The organism is Streptomyces sp. NPDC046308, from assembly GCF_055588065.1.
In genome coordinates this window covers 449267-466012 of record NZ_JBVJFB010000002.1, presented here as the reverse complement: position 1 = coordinate 466012, position 16746 = coordinate 449267, and the positions used below count along the sequence as shown (strand labels likewise).

The 16746-nt window shown below is 72.2% G+C and carries 16 protein-coding genes; 8 read left to right on the top strand and 8 right to left on the bottom strand.

Annotation, left to right across the window (positions count from 1 at the left end):
* Positions 1–47: 47 nt before the first annotated feature.
* From ACZ6JT_RS09580 to ACZ6JT_RS09570, 3 genes are all read left to right on the top strand, one after another.
* Positions 48–1070, top strand: coding sequence for an NADP-dependent oxidoreductase (locus ACZ6JT_RS09580; RefSeq protein WP_365482568.1), 1023 nt, complete (start codon positions 48–50; stop codon positions 1068–1070).
* Positions 1071–1134: 64 nt separating this feature from the next.
* Positions 1135–1557, top strand: a complete 423-nt coding sequence (locus tag ACZ6JT_RS09575; protein WP_030011104.1) for an organic hydroperoxide resistance protein — start codon at positions 1135–1137, stop codon at positions 1555–1557.
* 77 nt (positions 1558–1634) lie between these two features.
* The gene (locus tag ACZ6JT_RS09570; RefSeq protein WP_469208915.1) at positions 1635–2471 is read left to right on the top strand and encodes an EI24 domain-containing protein; all 837 of its coding nucleotides are present in this window, start codon (positions 1635–1637) and stop codon (positions 2469–2471) included.
* Between the two features lie 21 nt (positions 2472–2492).
* Here ACZ6JT_RS09570 and ACZ6JT_RS09565 read toward each other — a convergent pair whose 3' ends face one another.
* A complete protein-coding gene (locus ACZ6JT_RS09565) occupies positions 2493–3380 on the bottom strand; it encodes an NAD(P)-dependent oxidoreductase (RefSeq protein WP_469208914.1) in 888 nt (295 codons plus the stop codon).
* Between the two features lie 97 nt (positions 3381–3477).
* Here ACZ6JT_RS09565 and ACZ6JT_RS09560 point away from each other — a divergent pair, with 97 nt between their 5' ends.
* The 3 genes from ACZ6JT_RS09560 (at position 3478) to ACZ6JT_RS09550 (ending at position 7283) form a co-directional block, all read left to right on the top strand.
* The gene (locus tag ACZ6JT_RS09560; RefSeq protein WP_365482560.1) at positions 3478–3816 is read left to right on the top strand and encodes a winged helix-turn-helix transcriptional regulator; all 339 of its coding nucleotides are present in this window, start codon (positions 3478–3480) and stop codon (positions 3814–3816) included.
* Between the two features lie 202 nt (positions 3817–4018).
* A complete protein-coding gene (locus tag ACZ6JT_RS09555) occupies positions 4019–5683 on the top strand; it encodes a hypothetical protein (protein ID WP_469208913.1) in 1665 nt (554 codons plus the stop codon).
* Positions 5684–5696: 13 nt separating this feature from the next.
* Entirely contained in the window at positions 5697–7283 is a 1587-nt protein-coding gene (locus ACZ6JT_RS09550; RefSeq protein WP_469208912.1) for a DUF2142 domain-containing protein, read from the top strand.
* A 33-nt stretch (positions 7284–7316) separates the two neighbouring features.
* On the opposite strand, the gene ACZ6JT_RS09545 is transcribed toward ACZ6JT_RS09550, so the two are convergent.
* Together ACZ6JT_RS09545 and ACZ6JT_RS09540 are read right to left on the bottom strand one after the other, a co-directional pair.
* Complete coding sequence (locus ACZ6JT_RS09545; protein ID WP_469208911.1) at positions 7317–8033, bottom strand: carbon-nitrogen hydrolase family protein; 717 nt, start codon at positions 8031–8033, stop codon at positions 7317–7319.
* Positions 8034–8095: 62 nt separating this feature from the next.
* Positions 8096–8674 carry a TetR/AcrR family transcriptional regulator gene (locus ACZ6JT_RS09540; RefSeq protein WP_469208910.1) on the bottom strand — a complete coding sequence of 193 codons (579 nt, stop codon included), beginning with the start codon at positions 8672–8674 and terminating at the stop codon, positions 8096–8098.
* 146 nt (positions 8675–8820) lie between these two features.
* On the opposite strand from ACZ6JT_RS09540, the gene ACZ6JT_RS09535 reads away from it, so the two are divergent.
* Positions 8821–11280 carry a beta-glucosidase gene (locus ACZ6JT_RS09535; RefSeq protein ID WP_469208909.1) on the top strand — a complete coding sequence of 820 codons (2460 nt, stop codon included), beginning with the start codon at positions 8821–8823 and terminating at the stop codon, positions 11278–11280.
* 144 nt (positions 11281–11424) lie between these two features.
* Here ACZ6JT_RS09535 and ACZ6JT_RS09530 read toward each other — a convergent pair whose 3' ends face one another.
* A complete protein-coding gene (locus ACZ6JT_RS09530; RefSeq protein WP_469208908.1) occupies positions 11425–12321 on the bottom strand; it encodes an SGNH/GDSL hydrolase family protein in 897 nt (298 codons plus the stop codon).
* Positions 12322–12570: 249 nt separating this feature from the next.
* Between ACZ6JT_RS09530 and ACZ6JT_RS09525 the strand changes: the two genes are divergently transcribed.
* Positions 12571–13065 carry a DUF3145 domain-containing protein gene (locus ACZ6JT_RS09525; RefSeq protein WP_030711304.1) on the top strand — a complete coding sequence of 165 codons (495 nt, stop codon included), beginning with the start codon at positions 12571–12573 and terminating at the stop codon, positions 13063–13065.
* Positions 13066–13134: 69 nt separating this feature from the next.
* On the opposite strand, the gene fabF is transcribed toward ACZ6JT_RS09525, so the two are convergent.
* The 4 genes from fabF to ACZ6JT_RS09505 form a co-directional block, all read right to left on the bottom strand.
* Positions 13135–14400 carry a beta-ketoacyl-ACP synthase II gene (gene fabF, locus ACZ6JT_RS09520; RefSeq protein ID WP_469208907.1) on the bottom strand — a complete coding sequence of 422 codons (1266 nt, stop codon included), beginning with the start codon at positions 14398–14400 and terminating at the stop codon, positions 13135–13137.
* Positions 14401–14479: 79 nt separating this feature from the next.
* Complete coding sequence (locus tag ACZ6JT_RS09515; protein WP_469208906.1) at positions 14480–14731, bottom strand: acyl carrier protein; 252 nt, start codon at positions 14729–14731, stop codon at positions 14480–14482.
* Positions 14732–14786: 55 nt separating this feature from the next.
* Positions 14787–15791, bottom strand: a complete 1005-nt coding sequence (locus ACZ6JT_RS09510; RefSeq protein WP_469208905.1) for a beta-ketoacyl-ACP synthase 3 — start codon at positions 15789–15791, stop codon at positions 14787–14789.
* A gap of 19 nt (positions 15792–15810) precedes the next feature.
* Positions 15811–16728 (bottom strand): ACP S-malonyltransferase, encoded by a 918-nt coding sequence (locus ACZ6JT_RS09505; RefSeq protein ID WP_469208904.1) that lies wholly within the window; start codon positions 16726–16728, stop codon positions 15811–15813.
* Between the last annotated feature and the right edge of the window lie 18 nt (positions 16729–16746).

Below are 16746 nucleotides of genomic sequence, written 5' to 3'. Positions count from 1 at the left end.
TGGTTGTTTCACCTAGTGAACCAATTCGTTCTTACCAGGAGCGCACCATGTCTGAGATCCCCGCCGTGAGCCGCGAGTGGCACCTCGTCCGTCGCCCGCAGGGCTGGCCCGTAGCCGAGGACTTCGCCCTGCGCGAGGCCCCCGTGTCCGCCGAGCCCGCCGCCGGCCGGATCCTCGTGCGCAACCTCCACATGTCCGTGGACCCCTACATGCGCGGCCGGATGAACGACGTGAAGTCCTACGTCCCGCCCTTCCAGCTGGACGAGCCGATGCAGGGCGGCGCCGTGGGCGAAGTCGTCGCCTCCGCCGCCGAGGGCTTCGCCGTCGGTGACCACGTGCTGCACCACCTGGGCTGGCGCGAGTACGCCGAGCTCGACGCGAAGTTCGCCACCAAGGTGGACGCCTCGCTCGCCCCGCTCTCCGCCTACCTCGGCGTCCTCGGCATGCCGGGCCTGACCGCCTACGCCGGCCTCTTCGAGGTCGCCTCCTTCAAGGAGGGCGACGCCGTCTTCGTCTCCGGCGCAGCCGGCGCCGTCGGCAGCCTCGTGGGCCAGTTCGCCAAGATCAAGGGCGCCTCCCGGGTCATCGGCTCCGCCGGCTCGGACGAGAAGGTGACGCTGCTCACGGAGAAGTACGGCTTCGACGCCGCCTTCAACTACAAGAACGGCCCCGTCGCCGAGCAGCTGCCGGCCGCCGCCCCCGAGGGCATCGACGTCTACTTCGACAACGTCGGCGGCGACCACCTGGAGGCCGCCATCTCCTCGATGAAGGTGAACGGCCGCGCCACCCTGTGCGGCGCCATCGCCGGTTACAACGACACCGAGGCCGCCCCCGGCCCGCGCAACCTCATGCAGGTCATCGGCAAGCGCCTGCGCCTGCAGGGCATCCTCGTCAACGACCACGCCGGACTGCAGCAGCAGTTCGTCCAGGACGTCGCCGGATGGCTGCGTTCCGGTGAGCTCCGGTACGACGAGACGGTCGTCGAGGGCGTCGAGAACGCGGCGTCCGCCTTCCTCGGCATGCTGCGCGGCGAGAACACCGGAAAGATGATCGTTTCCTTCACCGGTTAGGCTCACTGCACACCGTCGTGACCGTGGGCGCGAGTCGCGGCGATTACCAGGAGGATTTCCTTACATGTCCATCCAGCAGTCCGACGTCGCGTACACCGCCGTGGCCACCGCCGAGAACGGCCGTGACGGCCGCGTCGCGACCAACGACGGCCAGCTCGACGTCGTCGTGAACCCGCCGAAGGAGCTCGGCGGCAGCGGCGCCGGCACCAACCCGGAGCAGCTGTTCGCCGCCGGCTACAGCGCCTGCTTCCAGGGCGCCCTGGGCGTCGTCGCCAAGAACGTGAACGCCGACATCTCCGGCTCCACGGTCACCGCCGAGGTCGGCATCGGCAAGAACGACGAGGGCTTCGGTCTGATCGTCAAGATCTCCGCCGTGATCCCGAACGTGGACGCCGCCACCGCCAAGGACCTCATCGAGAAGGCCCACGAGGTCTGCCCGTACTCCAAGGCGACCCGCGGCAACATCACCGTCGAGCTCGCCGTCTGATCCGGCACCGCTCGGCGAAGGCCGCCCCCCGGTCCGGGGGGCGGCCTTCGCCGTGTGCGGCCGCCTAAACTGGCCCCATGCGTGATCTTGCGGGGGGTTTCCGGTATCTGCTGGCCGGCCAGCGATGGGTGTTCCGGCACGGCCGGTGGCTGGGATTCGGGCTGCTGCCCGGGCTCGTCTCGCTGGTCCTCTACGCCGGCGCGCTGATCGGCCTCGGCTACGGGGCCGACGACCTGAGCGCCTGGGCCACCCCCTTCGCCGACGACTGGTCCGCGCCGTGGACCGGGCTCCTGCGCACCTTCCTGACCGCGCTGGTCTTCGGCCTCGGGCTCTTCCTTGCGGTGATCACCTTCACCGCCGTGACCCTGTTGATCGGCCAGCCCTTCTACGAGTCCCTCTCGGAGCAGGTCGACCGCAACGAGGGCGGCGAGGTCCCGCAGTCGGGGCTCCCGCTCTGGCAGGAGCTGTGGATCTCGGCCCGCGACAGCGTGAAAGTGCTCGGACGGGTCCTGCTGTACGGGATCCTGCTCTTCGCCCTCGGCTTCGTCCCGGTGATCGGGCAGACCGTGGTCCCCGCGCTCGGGTTCTGCGTCTCCGGGTACTTCCTGACCCAGGAGCTCACCGCCGTGGCCCTGCAGCGGCGCAAGGTGGACCTGACCGACCGGCTGGCCCTGCTGCGCTCGCGGCGCATGCTGGTGCTCGGCTTCGGGGTGCCGCTCGTGCTGGCGTTCGTGGTCCCGCTGGTCGCGGTGTTCCTGATGCCGGGCGCGGTGGCCGGCGCCACGCTGATGGCGCGCGACCTCATGGCCGTCGACCAGGCCCCGTCCGCCGGGGCGGCGCCGGGTGGCCCGGCCGCACCGCAGGACCCCTCCGCCCCGGCCGGCTTCGGGCCGCCGCCGCCCGCCTACTCGTAACCGCGGCGTCCGCCCGCCCGGCTACCGCTTCAGCAGCAGGAGGGCCCCGACCGTGTCCTCCGCGCCGTGGGCCGCCGGGTCCGCGGCCAGCCGGCGCCGCAGCAGGTCGACGTACGGGAGGATCAGCTCGGCGCTGACGCCCTGCTCCTCGGAGGTGCGCAGCATGGTGCCGGTCGCCGCGACCTGCATGGCCAGGTTGGACACCACCCCCGTGGTGAAGTCCCGCGACGTCAGCCGCTCGGCGGCGTTGCCGACGAAGAAGCCCATCGCGCCGAGCCACTCGGACAGCAGCGGAGCCAGGTCCTTGGGGGCGATGTCCTCGCCCTCGATCAGGGCGTAGGCGTGCGAGATGCCGGCGAACATCCCCCACATCGCGCTGAGCAGGGCCACGTCGTGCAGGGCGGCGTGCCCGGCATCCTCGCCGACGAAGCGGGCCCCGGCCGGGACCTCCAGGACCGCCCGATGGGTGTCGAAGAGCGCGCGTGAGCCGCTGTAGAAGACGTACCCGCCGGCGTCGGGGACGCCGATCATCGTCGGCGTGGCCATGATCCCGCCGTCCACGAACCGGGCCCCGCGCTCCTCGGCCCAGACGGCCCGCGCCCGGCCCTCGGCCGGCGTGCCGGTGGTCAGGTTCACCACGTCCTTGCCGGTCAGGTCGATGCCGTCCAGGGCGGATCCGACGGAGGCGTCGTCCAGCAGGCAGACCACGACGAGCCCGTTCGCGGCGACGGCCTCGGCGGGGCTCTCCGCGACGAGGGCCCCTTCGGCGGCCAGTGCCCCGGCCTTGGCGGCGGTGCGGTTCCAGACGGTGAGGCGGTGCCCGGCGGCGAGCCAGGTCCGGGCGAGGGCCGTGCCCATGTCCCCGAGTCCGAGCAGGGTGAGCGCGTGCCGAGGTGTGTTGTCAGTCATGGCGTTTAGCCTGCTGGCAGGCTGTGAGGCGCTCAAGTACGCACTTTGGAGTGGGTGGTTACCCCAGGGTGAGCGAACAGGTGGGGAGGGGTGCGCGATGGCGGTGACACGAAGGCCCGGCGCCGATCACTGCGGGATCGCCGCGGCGATGTCGGTGATCGACGGCAAATGGAAGGTTTCGCTCCTGTGGGAGCTGGAGCGGAGCCCACGACGTCGTTTCGGTGAACTGCGCAGGCTCGTCCCCGGCGTCTCCGAGAAGGTCCTCGCCGCGCAGCTGCGCGAGCTGGAGCAGGACGGCATCGTCCACCGCGAGGTCCACGAGGAGGTCCCGCCGCGCGTCGAGTACTCCCTGACCCCGCTGGGACAGGGACTGAACGAGGCCCTGGAGTCCCTGGGGGAGTGGGGTGCGAAACACCTGCTGACGGACTCCGCGTAGCCGACCCGTGATCGGCCGGCGGCCTCCGGCACCCGTCGGTGGGCCCGTAGTATGCATGGCGGCAGCAAGTGCCGAGGCCGTCTCTCACTGCCTTCGAGTCCGCCCTGGCCGGGTCTCCGGGAGAACCCCGCAGCCGGGCAGCGGCTTGCCGAGCCACGACCGGCCGCCGGGCCGAGGACCGACCAGCAGTAGGGACACAGCAGTGACAGTCAGTACCGAGGGCACGGTCGCCGTGCTGCCCCCGGGCGGACCGGCCGCGCCCGCCCGCCCGATACCCGCCGTCCGGCGCGGTCCCGGCTCGCGCGGAACGCTCCTGCTCCTCGAAGCCGTCGTCGCGTTCGGCGCGGCGCTCGTGCTCCCGCTGCTGGCCGTCCGCTTCCGGCTCGACCCGCTGGACCGGATCGCGCAGGTCAGCGGCCTCGCCGCGATCCAGCTGCGGTTCGCGCTCGTCGGTCTGCTCTTCATCGGCGCGGTGGCGCTGGCCGTGCGGCTGCGGGGAGGCCGGCACTTCGACCTGGCCGCCCGGATCGCCGCCGCCGCCCTCGCGGGCCTGGCCAGCGGTTTCGTCGCCGCCGGCGCGGTCGTCGCCCTCCACGGGACGCCCTGGCCGATGTTCGGCCTCAACGGCGACAGCGGCCGCATCGTCGAGTGGGCCCACGCGGTGGCCAACGGCCGCCCCTCGGGCTCGCCGGTCTATCCGCCGGCCCCCCTCTACACCCTCGGCTACTACGCCGAGTGGTTCCGCGGCGGCAACACCGCCTACGCGTTCAAGGACCTCCAGATCCTGGGCGCCGCCGCCTTCGGACCGCTCGTCTACCTCTGCTGGCGCATGCTGCTCGGCCCGGTCCGGGCCCTCGCCTTCGGCGTGGCCCCGGCCTTCGCGCTGATCGACGCGTACAAGCCGTACAGCCAGACCGTGCTCGTCGTGCTCGTCCCGGTCCTGGTGGCGATGGTGGTCTCGCTCAGCCGCACCGGCACCCAGGGCTGGCGGTCCCTCCTGCTCAAGGGCGCCGGGTTCGGCGCGCTCCTCGGCGTGCTGTTCCTCACCTACTCGGGCTGGTTCCTGTGGAGCGCGGCGGGGGTGCTGTTCGCCGCCCTGCTGTACTTCCCGTGGCGGACCGGCCGGCTCGGCCGGCTCAAGGGCGCGGCCTTCCTCGGCGCGTCCCTGGCGGCCTTCCTCGTGGTCGCCGGGCGCTACCTCGTGGTCATGCTGACCGAGGGGCAGACCACCAAGGACTACAACTTCCGGTTCGACAACTTCACCGACCCGGCGTACTACCTCATGTGGCGCACCGACATGCCCGGCAAGGTCGGCGAATGGCCGCCGCCCGGCGAGTACGGCGGGGTCGGCCTGTTCGCCCTCGTCACCTTCGTCTGCCTCGGCGCCGCGATCTGGCTGGGCATCCGCAAGCCGATGGTGGTCACCGTCGCCGCGATGTTCATCAGCGCGTGGGTGATGCGCATGTACATCGCCTCGCACATGTACGAGACGCAGACCGTCCAGCTCTACACCCGCACCAACAACCAGCTCCTCTACTGCGGGCTGCTGCTGTGCGCGCTGGTCGTCCACCTGGTCTCGCAGCGGATGGCCGCGCGCCGGGCCGAGTCCGCGAGCACCGGCGAAGGCGCCGGACTCCCCGGCCGCGAAGGCGCGGTGATCGGCACCCTGTGCGCCCTGCTGCTGCTCCTCGGCACCGTCTCCTCCTCGATGGCCGACCGCTACATGCCGGCCAAGGAGAACACCTACCGGATCCTGCCGTGGGTCTCGCACACCATCACGGAGCAGGACGGCAGCTGCCCGAAGTACGCGCCCGGCGGTACCTGTTCCAAAGACGGCGACCAGAGCTGGCTGAGCTTCATCCGATGACCCGGGGGAACCGATGATCTCCGCACTGACGCGGCTGGCCGACTGGTCCGCCGGCACACCCAGGCGGCTCTGGCTGATCTCGTTCGCGCTGTTCTTCGCGCTCGCGGGCTCCTGGTCCGCCGCCAGCCCCATCGGCGGCTCTCCCGACGAACACGCGCACTTCGTCCGCGCCGCGGCCGCCGCCCGGGGCCAGATCAGCGGACCCCTGGTGATGGTCCCGCACCGGGTGGCGGGCATCGACGGACAGTTCGCCGAGGCCGGGATGCAGCTCCCGCAGTGGTACGGGAACCTGGCCACGGTGCACGAGTGCTATGCGTGGCGCCAGTCCCAGCCCGCGTCCTGCGCACCCTCGCTGGGCGACTCCGAGAAGATCGTCCAGGTCCCCACGGCGGCCGGCCGCTACCACCCGGCCTACTACCTGGCCACCGGCTGGCCGAGCCTGCTCGTCGACGGCCCCAAGGGGCTGTACCTGATGCGCTTCGTATCGGCGCTGCTGTGCTCGGCGCTGCTGGCGAGCGCGGTGGTCACGGCCGCCGAGTGGCGGCGGCGCTCGCTCGCGGTGCTCGGCGTGCTCGCCGCGGCCACTCCGATGACGCTCTACATGTCCGGCATGGTCAACCCCAGCGGCGGCGAGATCGCCGCCGGAATCCTGGTGTGGACCGCCCTGCTGTCGATCGTCCTGTCACCCGACCCGGTGCTCCTCAACCGCCGGCTGGCCCGACTGGGCGTCGGCGGCCTGGTGCTGATCAACATCCGGCCGCTGGGGCTGATCTGGTTCGGCGGCGCCGTGGTCTTCTGCCTGCTGCTGACGCAGCGGCGCGGAGTGCTGGGACCGGTGCTGCGCCGCAAGGCCCTGTGGCTGTGGACGGCCCTGCTGGGCCTGGCGACGGCCGGCGCGCTGCTGTGGGCGGCGAGGCACCCGGACCGGTCGAAGATAGACATCCCCGACTCGCTCACCGCGGGCGTGGCCGCCAAGCGCACCCTCGGCAACACCGACTGGTACATCAAGCAGATGGTCGGCTTCTTCGGCTGGCTGGACACCCCGGGCCCGGCCCTGCTGTACCTGGTGTGGATGGGGGTGCTCGCGACGCTCGTCGTACTGGCGCTGGTCTACGGCCACAAGCGCGACGTGGTGGCATTGCTCGGCATGCTGGCGGCCGTCGTGATGGTGCCGGTGGCCGCGCAGGCCTCCGAGGCGGAGCGGATCGGCATGGTGTGGCAGGGCCGCTACCTGCTGCCCTTCGCCGTCGGCCTGCCGCTGATGGCCGTACTGATCTGCGCCACCCGGGTCCCCGAGCGAGGGTTCCCCCTGCGACGACTCGTCGGCCTCTGCGCCGGCGGCTTCGCGGTGGCCGACGTGGCGGCCTTCTACTGGACGCTGCGCCGGTTCGCCGTCGGCAACAAGGCCTCGTGGGTGCCGACCTCGGCGCACTGGGCCCCGCCCGGCGGCTGGGTCATCTGGACCGGGGTGTACGCGGTGGCGGCCCTCGCCATCGTCGTACCCGCCCTGGTCTCGGACCGCAAGGCCGCCCCGCCGCGGCTCCCGGACCTCGACACCCCGCAGCCGGACCGCCCCGCGCGCGTGCCCGAGCCCGCCTGACGCACCCCGCCGACGCCCCGCCCGACGCACCCGTCAGGCGGCCGGGCCGATCTCGGCGGTCACCACCGACGGCGTACGGTCGTCCGCCTCGGCGAGCAGGGCGCCGCCCGGGGCCCACACGGCCGCCCGGCCGCAGCCCGTCCACGGGCCCGCCGGGCCGACGTGGTTGGCGAGGACGACGTACAGGCCGTGGTCCCTCGCGATGCCCGGGTACACGGTGGCGCGCTCGCCGATGCCGTCGCCCGTCCCGTACAGGGAGCTCGCCAGGTGCACCCGGCAGCCGTCGGCGGCGCCCCGGCCGGGCAGTTCGGGGAAGTGGTTGTCGTAGCAGACGCCCAGGGAGAAGCGGATCCCGCCGAGTTCGAAGCGTCCGTCGCCCGTGCCGGGTACGAACAGGTCCCGCTCGTGCCGGAAGAGGTGCTGCTTCGCGTACGTCGTCACGTGCGCGCCGTCCGCGTCGTGGACCAGCGTCGCGATGGCGGGGCGCGGGGATGCGGTGGGCAGGGCGACGTTGACGGCGGTGGCGATCCCGGCGGAGCGCAGCGGGTCCAGGCGCGGGTCGTCGGCGGCGGTCCACAGGCCGGGATCGGCCGCCAGGGCCTCCGGTTCGTATCCGGTGAGCGTGAACTCGGGGAACACCACCAGCTCGGCGCCCTGTGCGCGGGCCGCGGCGGCGAGCGCGGCGGCCCGCGCGGCGTTGGCTTGGACGTCGGCGGGGACGCAGGTCATCTGGGCTGCGGAGATCTTCACCTGACCGAGGATGCCGGACCGACGGAGTCCGGTGCACAGGGGGCCTTGGGGGGTGTTGCCCCCTAGGCGTCGGCGGAGCCCCGTAGCAGGGTCAGGAAGGAGCGGAAGGCGGCGGGCATGTCCACCGACTCGGGGGCGAGCAGCCACTGGTACTGGAGGCCGTCCATGACGGCCGTCAGCAGGGGGGCGGCCTGTTCCGGGGTGAGACCCGAGGGCAGGCGGTCGCCGAACTCGGCGCGGAGCACGGCCGCCATCTCGGCGCGGACCTGTGCGTAGCGCTCGGTGAAGAACTCCCGCGCGGGGTGCCCGTCGGTGACGCTCTCGCCCAGCAGCGCCGAGAAGGTCTGCACGATGCCCGGGCGCATCGCGTTGTACTCCACCAGCGAGGCCAGCAGGTCCAGGCGCCAGGTGTCGGCCGAGGCGCGCGAGCCGCCGCCGGTGTCCCAGCGGTCGCGCTCCTCCAGCACCGCGACGAGCAGCGCCTCCTTGGTCGGGAAGTAGTGCAGCAGCCCCTGCTGGGTCAGCCCCACGCGTTCGGCGACCGCGCCCAGGGACGCCCCCCGGTAGCCGCGCTCCGCGATCACCTCGAGGGCCGCGCGGACGATCTCCCCGCGGCGCTCCTCGCTCCTCGCCCTGACCATCGCCCCGGCACCCCTTTTCGTCCGACTCCTGCCAGGAGGACCGTACGACATCCCAAAGATTACGAACGGGTCACGAACCCTACCGTTCAACAGGTAACAGGTCCACGATGGGGGCACCGCACCGCACTCACTGAGGAGGCACGGCCGTGACCGACGCCGAGCAGGTCCGCACCAGCGTCGTCGAGGTGGCGCTCGGGAAGCTCGATCTCGACACCAAGGCCCGGCTGCTGGCGGGGCAGGACATGTGGTCGCTGCCCGCGATCCCCGAGATCGGGCTGCGGTCCCTGGTCATGTCCGACGGGCCCATCGGGGTCCGCGGCGTGCGCTGGACCGCCGACGACCCGTCGATCGCCCTGCCCTCCCCGACCGCGCTCGCCGCCGCCTGGGACCCCGAGCTCGCCCGCCGCGCCGGCCGGCTCCTCGCCCAGGAGGCCCGCCGCAAGGGCGTCCACGTCCTGCTCGCACCCACCGTCAACCTGCACCGCTCCCCGCTCGGCGGCCGGCACTTCGAGTGCTACTCCGAGGACCCGTACCTCACCGGCGTCATCGGCAGCGGCTACGTGAACGGCGTCCAGGACGGTGGGGTCGGCACCACCGTCAAGCACTTCGTCGGCAACGACGCCGAGACCGACCGCTTCACCGTCGACAGTGTCATCGCCCCCCGCCCGCTGCGCGAGCTGTACCTGGCGCCCTTCGAGGCCATCGTCGAGGGCGCCCACCCGTGGGGCATCATGACCGCATACAACCAGGTCAACGGCACCACGATGACCGAGCACCGGTACCTGGTGAACGAGGTCCTGCGCGGCGAATGGGGCTTCGACGGCTGCAACGTCTCCGACTGGATGGCCGCCCGCTCCACCACCGGCGACATCGAGGGCGGCATGGACGTGGCCATGCCCGGCCCGACCACCGTCTACGGGCCCGCCCTCGCCGAGGCCGTCCGCGCGGGGGAGGTCCCCGAGGCCGCCGTCGACGACGCCGTGCGCAACGTCCTGCGCCTCGCCGCCCGCGTCGGCGCCCTGGAGGGCGCGCCCGCCGTCGTCGAGAGCGCCCCGGCTCCCGTCGACGGCCGGGCGCTGGCCCGCGAGCTCGCCGCCCGCGGCTTCGTCCTCGTGCGCAACGAGGCCGCCCCCGACGGCGGCGCGGCCCTGCCCCTCGACGTCTCCGCCTGCCGCACCGTGGCCCTCTCCGGCGCCGCCGCCCGCGACGCCCGCGTCCTCGGCGGCGGCAGCGCCACCGTCTTCCCCGAGCGGATCGTCTCCCCGCTCGACGGCCTCACCGCCGCCCTCCCGGAAGGGGCCCTGACCTTCACCGTCGGCGCCGACCCGGCCGACGAACTCGTCCCCGCCGACAAGGGCTTCGAGCTCCGCGCCGTCTGCCGCGACGCCTCCGGCGCCGTCATCGGCGAGGGCGGCCTGCCGACCGGCCAGGTCCAGTGGATCGGCGACGACCTGCCCGCCGGCGCCTCGTACGAGACCATGGCGAGCATCGAGGTCCGCGGCACGTTCCTCCCGCGCGAGAGCGGCGAGCACGCCTTCGGCACCCGGGGACTGGGTGCCTTCAGCCTCGCGGTCGACGGGCACACCCTCTGGGAGGGCGTCCAGGAGATGGGCGACGAGGCCGACCCCTTCGAGGCCTTCTTCGGCGCCCCCAGCGAGCGGGCCCGCGTCACCGTCACCGAGGGCGAGCCCGTCGAGGTGTCGCTGACCTACCAGGTCCCCGACGTGACCGCACTGCCGCTCAAGGCGATCATGTTCTCGCTGCTCCACCTCGGCCCGCGGCGCGACGCCGACGAGCTGATCGCCGAGGCCGTGGAAGCCGCCCGCGCCGCCGACACCGCCGTCGTGGTCGTCGCCACCACCGAGCGCGTGGAGTCCGAGGGATTCGACCGGCGGGACCTCGCCCTCCCGGGCCGCCAGGACGACCTGGTGCGTGCCGTCGCCGCCGTCAACCCGAACACCGTGGTCGTCGTCAACGCCGGCGCCCCGGTGGAGCTGCCGTGGCGCGAGGAGGTCGCCGCCGTGCTGCTGGCCTGGTTCCCCGGGCAGGAGGGCGGGGCCGCGCTGGCCGACGTGCTCCTCGGTGACGCGGAGCCCGGCGGGCGGCTGCCCACCACCTGGCCCGCGCGGTTCGCGGACGCGCCCGTCACCGAGGTCGTCCCCACCGAGGGCCGCCTGGAGTACGGCGAGGGGCTCTTCATCGGCTACCGGGCCTACGAGAAGCACGGCGTGGCCCCCGTCTTCCCCTTCGGGCACGGCCTCGGCTACACCGACTGGGCGTACGAGTCCCTGGAGGCCACCGCCGACACCGTCCGGGTCCGCCTCACCAACACCGGTGCCCGGCCCGGCCGCGAGGTCGTCCAGGTCTACCTCGCCCCCGTCGGCGAGGACACCGTGGAGCGCCCGGCGAGCTGGCTGGCGGCGTTCGCGGGCGTCTCGGCGGGCCCCGGCGAGACCGTCGAGGCCGTGATCACCCTGCCCGCCCGGGCCTTCGAGATCTGGGACCAGGAGGCCTCCGGCTGGCAGCGGATCGGCGGCGCCTACGAGGTCCGCGCGAGCCACTCGCACGCTGACACGCGGCTGATGGCCACGCTCGAGATCGCGTAACACACCGTAACCATCGGAAATGGCCGGAAATCACCCCTGAAACATCCCTGAAAGCCGGTCCGAGGGCGAGTCCTGGCTCCCTCCCGGCCACCGCTGGGAGGCGCCCCCGGCCCCCGGCCCCCGGCCCCTCCGTACGCCCCGGCGTCAACGCGGCGGTTCGGCGGCCGTCACCTGGCGGTGCGCCAGTTCCGCCAGCCGTGCCTGCCCGTCCTTGCCCGGATGGAACCAGTCCCAGCGGCTCAACTGGTCCGCGGCGAAGGGGTACTGGAACACCGCCCCGCCGTCGTAGCGGCACAGCTCGTCCTTCGCGCAGACCTCGCGCAGCACCTCGTTGTACTCGACGACCCGCGCCCGCACCTGCTCGCGCCGGGCGGTCGCCCCCGTCGCCGCCGACAGCGGATCGGCGAGCATCGACTGACAGATCCCCAGCTTCCAGACCTGCCGCACCATCGGGAGGTCCTTGCCCTGCTCCCACAGCCGTTGGAGGTCCGGCACGCTGGAGACGTACACCTGGGAGGTGGGGGACGCGGCCCGGAGCCCGGCGAGGGCCTTCTCGAATCCGTCCCGGAACTCCGCCACCGGCGTCATCGACGAAGCCGTGGGCCGGCAGGCGTCGTTCGAGCCCACCATGACCGTGACCAGGTCGGGCTTGTGCGCGGCGGCCTCCGCCAGCTGCCCCGGCAGGTCCGCCATCCGGGCGCCGGTCACCGCGTAGTTCCAGCTGCGGGTGGGCACCTCGGCGTCCCCGAGCAGCCGGGCGGCGAGGGAGCGGACCGCGGGGTCGTTCCCGGTGGCCCAGGAGACCTCCGGGCAGTCGGCCAGCACCGAACAGGCGTCGAAACCGCGTGTGATGGAGTCGCCCACCGCCGCGACCGAGGCGGGCGCCGTGTTCCAGCGCGGAGCGGCTCGCTCCGCGCGCCCGCCCCCGTCGCCCGACCCGCCCGGGCCGCACCCCGTCACCGCGCCCGCCAGCAGCACGGCCGACGCGCCCGCTGCCGCGAGGATCCGGCGCGCGCGGGGGCGCGGAGCGGTGGTGCGCATGGGAAGGGCTCCTCCTTGTCGCCCCCGCATCGTTCGGGGGGTCCTGCTGAGTGAAAGCTCTGTGATTACGGGCTTCGGAGCGACCGTACGTCACACCATGACCCCTGGCGCACGGTAGCTTTTTCCCGTGGCGTTTCGGCCGCAGGTCCCGTTGCGCAATGTCAAATAATTTCCGTTACATTACATCACGTCACATACTGTCCGTTTTCTGGAGTTTATTCCCGACCTCGTCCACCACTGGAGGTCCCGGTGACGACACGTGGAGTTCTGTACGTGCATTCCGCACCGCGCGCGCTCTGCCCGCATGTGGAATGGGCTGTTGCGGGCGTGCTCGGGGTGCGGGTGAACCTCGACTGGATCAGGCAGCCCGCCTCGCCGGGCACCTGGAGAGCCGAGTTCTCCTGGCAGGCCGAAGCGGGCACCGCCTCGAAACTCGCCTCCGCGCTGCGCGGCTGGCACCTGCTGCGCTTCGAGGTGACCGCGGAGCCCTGTCCGAACGCCGAGGGCGAGCGCTACAGCTCCACCCCGGAGCTCGGCATCTTCCACGCCGTCACCGGCATCCACGGCGACATCCTGATCCCGGAGGACCGGCTGCGCGCCGCCCTCGCCCGCTCCGCGCGCGGCGAGACCGACCTGGAGGCGGAGATCTCCAAATTGCTCGGCAAGCCCTGGGACGACGAACTGGAGCCCTTCCGCTACGCGGGCGAGGGCGCGCCCGTCCGCTGGCTCCACCAGGTGGTCTGAGCAGTCGTACGACGCGAAGGGCCCCGCACAGCAGTCGCTGTGCGGGGCCCTTCGTCGTGCCGTGGCGGATCAGACGCTGCGGAACGCGAGCGTCACGTTGTGGCCGCCGAAGCCGAAGGAGTTGTTGATCGCGGAGATCGGGCCGTCGGCCGGCAGCTTGCGGGGCTCGCCGCGCACGATGTCCGCGTCGATGTCCTCGTCGAGGTCGTCGACGTTGATCGTCGGCGGCGCCAGCCGGTTGTAGAGCGCCAGCACGGTCGCGACGGTCTCGATACCGCCCGCGCCGCCCAGCAGGTGACCGGTCATCGACTTGGTCGCGGAGATCGCGATGTGGTCGAGGTCGTCGCCCAGCACCTTGCGCAGGGCCTTCAGCTCGGCCGTGTCACCCTGCGGGGTCGACGTGGCGTGCGCGTTCAGGTGGACCAGCTCGGCCGGGTCGAGACCCGTGTTGTCGAGCAGGTTCTGCACCGCGGCCGCGACACCGCGGCCCGTCGGCTCCGGCTGCGCGATGTGGTGGCTGTCCGCGGACAGACCCTGGCCCAGCACCTCGCAGTAGACCCGGGCGCCGCGCGCGGCGGCGTGCTCGGCGGACTCCAGGATGACGACGCCCGCGCCCTCGCCCAGGACGAAGCCGTCGCGGGCCTTGTCGTACGGACGGGAGGCCTGCTCGGGGTTCTCGTTGTTCTTGGACATCGCCATCATGTTGGCGAACGCGGCGATGGGCAGCGGGTGGATCGCCGCCTCGGTGCCGCCCGCGACGACCACGTCGGCACGGCCGGTACGGATCATCTCGACGGCGTAGCCGATGGCCTCCGCCCCGGAGGCGCAGGCGCTGACCGGAGTGTGCACGCCCGCCTGGGCGTTGACCTCCAGGCCGACGTTGGCCGACGGGCCGTTCGGCATGAGCATGGGGACGGTGTGCGGGGAGACCCGGCGCACACCCTTTTCCTTCAGTACGTCGTACTGGTCGAGCAGCGTGGTGACACCGCCGATACCGGAGGCGATCACCGTGCCCAGGCGCTCGGGCGCGATCTGCGCGTCCTCGCCGGCCGGGGCGTTGTAGCCGGCGTCGGCCCAGGCCTCGCGGGCCGCGATGAGGGCGAACTGCGCCGAGCGGTCGAGCTTGCGGGCCAGCGGCCGGGGCAGGACCTCGCTCGGGTCCACGGCGGCACGGGCGGCGATGCGTACCGGGAGTTCGGCGAAGCGCTCGCCCTCCAGGGGCGTCACGCCGGAACGGCCGGCAAGCAGACCTTCCCAGGTCGAAGCGCTGTCGCCACCCAGCGGAGTGGTTGCGCCGATACCGGTGACGACCACGGTGCGATTGGTCGGGCTCACAGGAATTCTTTCTCCACGTCTCAGGGGGTGCTGAATTGTCACGGCGCCACCGCCAGGTGGCGACAAACGCTCGTCAGGCTCAGGCAGCCTGGTGCTTCGCGATGTAGTCGGCGGCGTCGCCGACCGTCTTGAGGTTCTTGACGTCCTCGTCCGGGATCTTGACGTCGAAGCGCTCTTCGGCGGCGACGACGACCTCGACCATGGACAGCGAGTCGACGTCGAGGTCGTCGGTGAAGGACTTGTCGATCTCGACGTCCTCGACCGGGATGCCCGCGATCTCGTTGACGATCTCCGCGAGACCCGCGACGATCTCTTCCTGCGTGGCGGCCATGTGGCGCTCCTTCTCTGGGTAACTGGGTAGGACGGACCGGAATGTGATCCGGGCCCTAGGGGAGGGTAACGACCGTCGCGGCGTAGACGAGTCCCGCCCCGAAGCCGATGACGAGCGCGGTGTCGCCGCTCTTCGCCGCTCCGGTCGCCAGGAGCCGCTCCATAGCGAGCGGGATCGAGGCGGCCGAGGTGTTGCCGGTGGTCTCCACGTCACGGGCGACCGTGACGTGCTCCGGCAGCTTCAGAGTCTTCACCATCGAGTCGATGATCCGCATGTTCGCCTGGTGCGGAATGAAGACGTCCAGGTCGTCCGCGGTGATCCCGGCGGCGTCGAGCGCCTGCTGGGCCACCTTGGCCATCTCGAAGACGGCCCAGCGGAAGACCGCCTGACCCTCCTGCGTGATGGCCGGGAACTTCTCGGCGGCGTCGTTGGCGCGGAACTCGTCCCACGGCACGGTCTGCTTGATCGTGTCGGACTTGTCGCCCTCCGAACCCCACACCGTGGGGCCGATGGCCGGCTCGGCCGAGGGGCCGACGACCACGGCGCCGGCGCCGTCGCCGAACAGGAAGGCCGTCGCGCGGTCCTCGAGGTCCGTCAGGTCCGAGAGCCGCTCCACGCCGATGACGAGGACGTACTCCGCGGACCCCTCGACCACCATGCCCTTGGCCAGGGTCAGACCGTAGCCGAAACCGGCACAGCCCGCGGAGATGTCGAAGGCGGCCGGCTTGACCGCGCCGATCCGGTGCGCGATCTCGGTCGCGACGGCCGGGGTCTGCTTGAAGTGCGAGACCGTCGAGACGATCACGGCACCGATCTGCTCGGGGGCGACACCGGCGTCGGCCAGTGCCTTCCCCGAGGCCTCCACCGACATCGCCGCGACCGTCTCCTCGGGCGAGGCCCAGTGACGGGTCGCGATGCCCGAGCGGGATCGGATCCACTCGTCGGACGAGTCGATGGTCTCGAGGATGACCTCGTTGGGCACCACGCGGGTCGGGCGGTAGCCGCCGACACCGAGGATGCGGGCGTACGGGGAGCCCTTGGCCGGCTTGATCTTGGACATGCTGTGTGGGCTCCTTCTCTCAGGCCGTCAGTTCGGCGGCGAGCGCCGCGGCCTTGTCGAGATCGTCCGGGGTCTTCAGCGCCACGCTCGGTACGCCCTTCAGCGCGCGCTTGGCCAGACCCGTCAGGGTGCCACCGGGGCAGAGCTCGATGATCCCCGTGACGCCCAGTTCGGCGAACGTCTCCATGCACAGGTCCCAGCGGACCGGGTTCGCGACCTGGCCGACCAGGCGGGCGACGACGTCGGCGCCCGTGGTGACGACGAGGCCGTCCTTGTTCGAGACGTACTTCAGCACCGGGTCCGCCGGGGAGAGGGCCTCGGCGGCCTTCTCCAGGGTGGCCACCGCGGGGGCCATGTGATGCGTGTGGAAGGCGCCCGCGACCTTGAGGGCGACGACCTTCATGGAGCCTTCGGGCTTGTCGGCCTGCAGGGCTTCGATCTGCTCGATCGTGCCGGCGGCCACGATCTGGCCCGCGCCGTTGATGTTGGCCGGGGTCAGACCCAGCTTCTCCAAGTGGGCGAGGACCACGGCCTGGTCGCCGCCGAGCACCGCGGCCATGCCGGTCTCGGTGACGGCGGAGGCCTCGGCCATGCCGAGACCGCGGGTCCGGACGAACGACAGCGCGTCGGCCTCGGACAGGACGCCGGCGTAGGCGGCGGCGGTGATCTCACCGACGCTGTGGCCCGCGACGGCACCGAAGGTCAGGGAAGCGGGCAGCGCCGAGGCGGACAGCAGGCCCGCGGCGACCAGCAGGGGCTGGGCCACGGCCGTGTCGCGGATCTCTTCGGCGTCTGCGTTCGTGCCGTAGTGGGCAAGGTCCAGCCCGATGGCGTCCGACCAGGCGGCGACGCGGTCAGCGGCACCGGGGAGGTCGAGCCAGGGGGTCAGGAAGCCGGGCGTCTGAGCGCCTTGGCCGGGAGCGACGAGTACGAGCACCCTCACACTCTCTCTTGT

Excerpts from the sequence above, each read along its gene's own strand:
- ACZ6JT_RS09580 (WP_365482568.1), top strand. The coding sequence starts at position 48 with ATGTCTGAGATCCCCGCCGTGAGCCGCGAGTGGCACCTCGTCCGTCGC.
- ACZ6JT_RS09575 (WP_030011104.1), top strand. The coding sequence starts at position 1,135 with ATGTCCATCCAGCAGTCCGACGTCGCGTACACCGCCGTGGCCACCGCC.
- ACZ6JT_RS09570 (WP_469208915.1), top strand. The coding sequence starts at position 1,635 with ATGCGTGATCTTGCGGGGGGTTTCCGGTATCTGCTGGCCGGCCAGCGA.
- ACZ6JT_RS09565 (WP_469208914.1), bottom strand. The coding sequence starts at position 3,380 with ATGACTGACAACACACCTCGGCACGCGCTCACCCTGCTCGGACTCGGG.
- ACZ6JT_RS09560 (WP_365482560.1), top strand. The coding sequence starts at position 3,478 with ATGGCGGTGACACGAAGGCCCGGCGCCGATCACTGCGGGATCGCCGCG.
- ACZ6JT_RS09550 (WP_469208912.1), top strand. The coding sequence starts at position 5,697 with ATGATCTCCGCACTGACGCGGCTGGCCGACTGGTCCGCCGGCACACCC.
- ACZ6JT_RS09540 (WP_469208910.1), bottom strand. The coding sequence starts at position 8,674 with ATGGTCAGGGCGAGGAGCGAGGAGCGCCGCGGGGAGATCGTCCGCGCG.
- ACZ6JT_RS09530 (WP_469208908.1), bottom strand. The coding sequence starts at position 12,321 with ATGCGCACCACCGCTCCGCGCCCCCGCGCGCGCCGGATCCTCGCGGCA.
- ACZ6JT_RS09515 (WP_469208906.1), bottom strand. The coding sequence starts at position 14,731 with ATGGCCGCCACGCAGGAAGAGATCGTCGCGGGTCTCGCGGAGATCGTC.
- ACZ6JT_RS09510 (WP_469208905.1), bottom strand. The coding sequence starts at position 15,791 with ATGTCCAAGATCAAGCCGGCCAAGGGCTCCCCGTACGCCCGCATCCTC.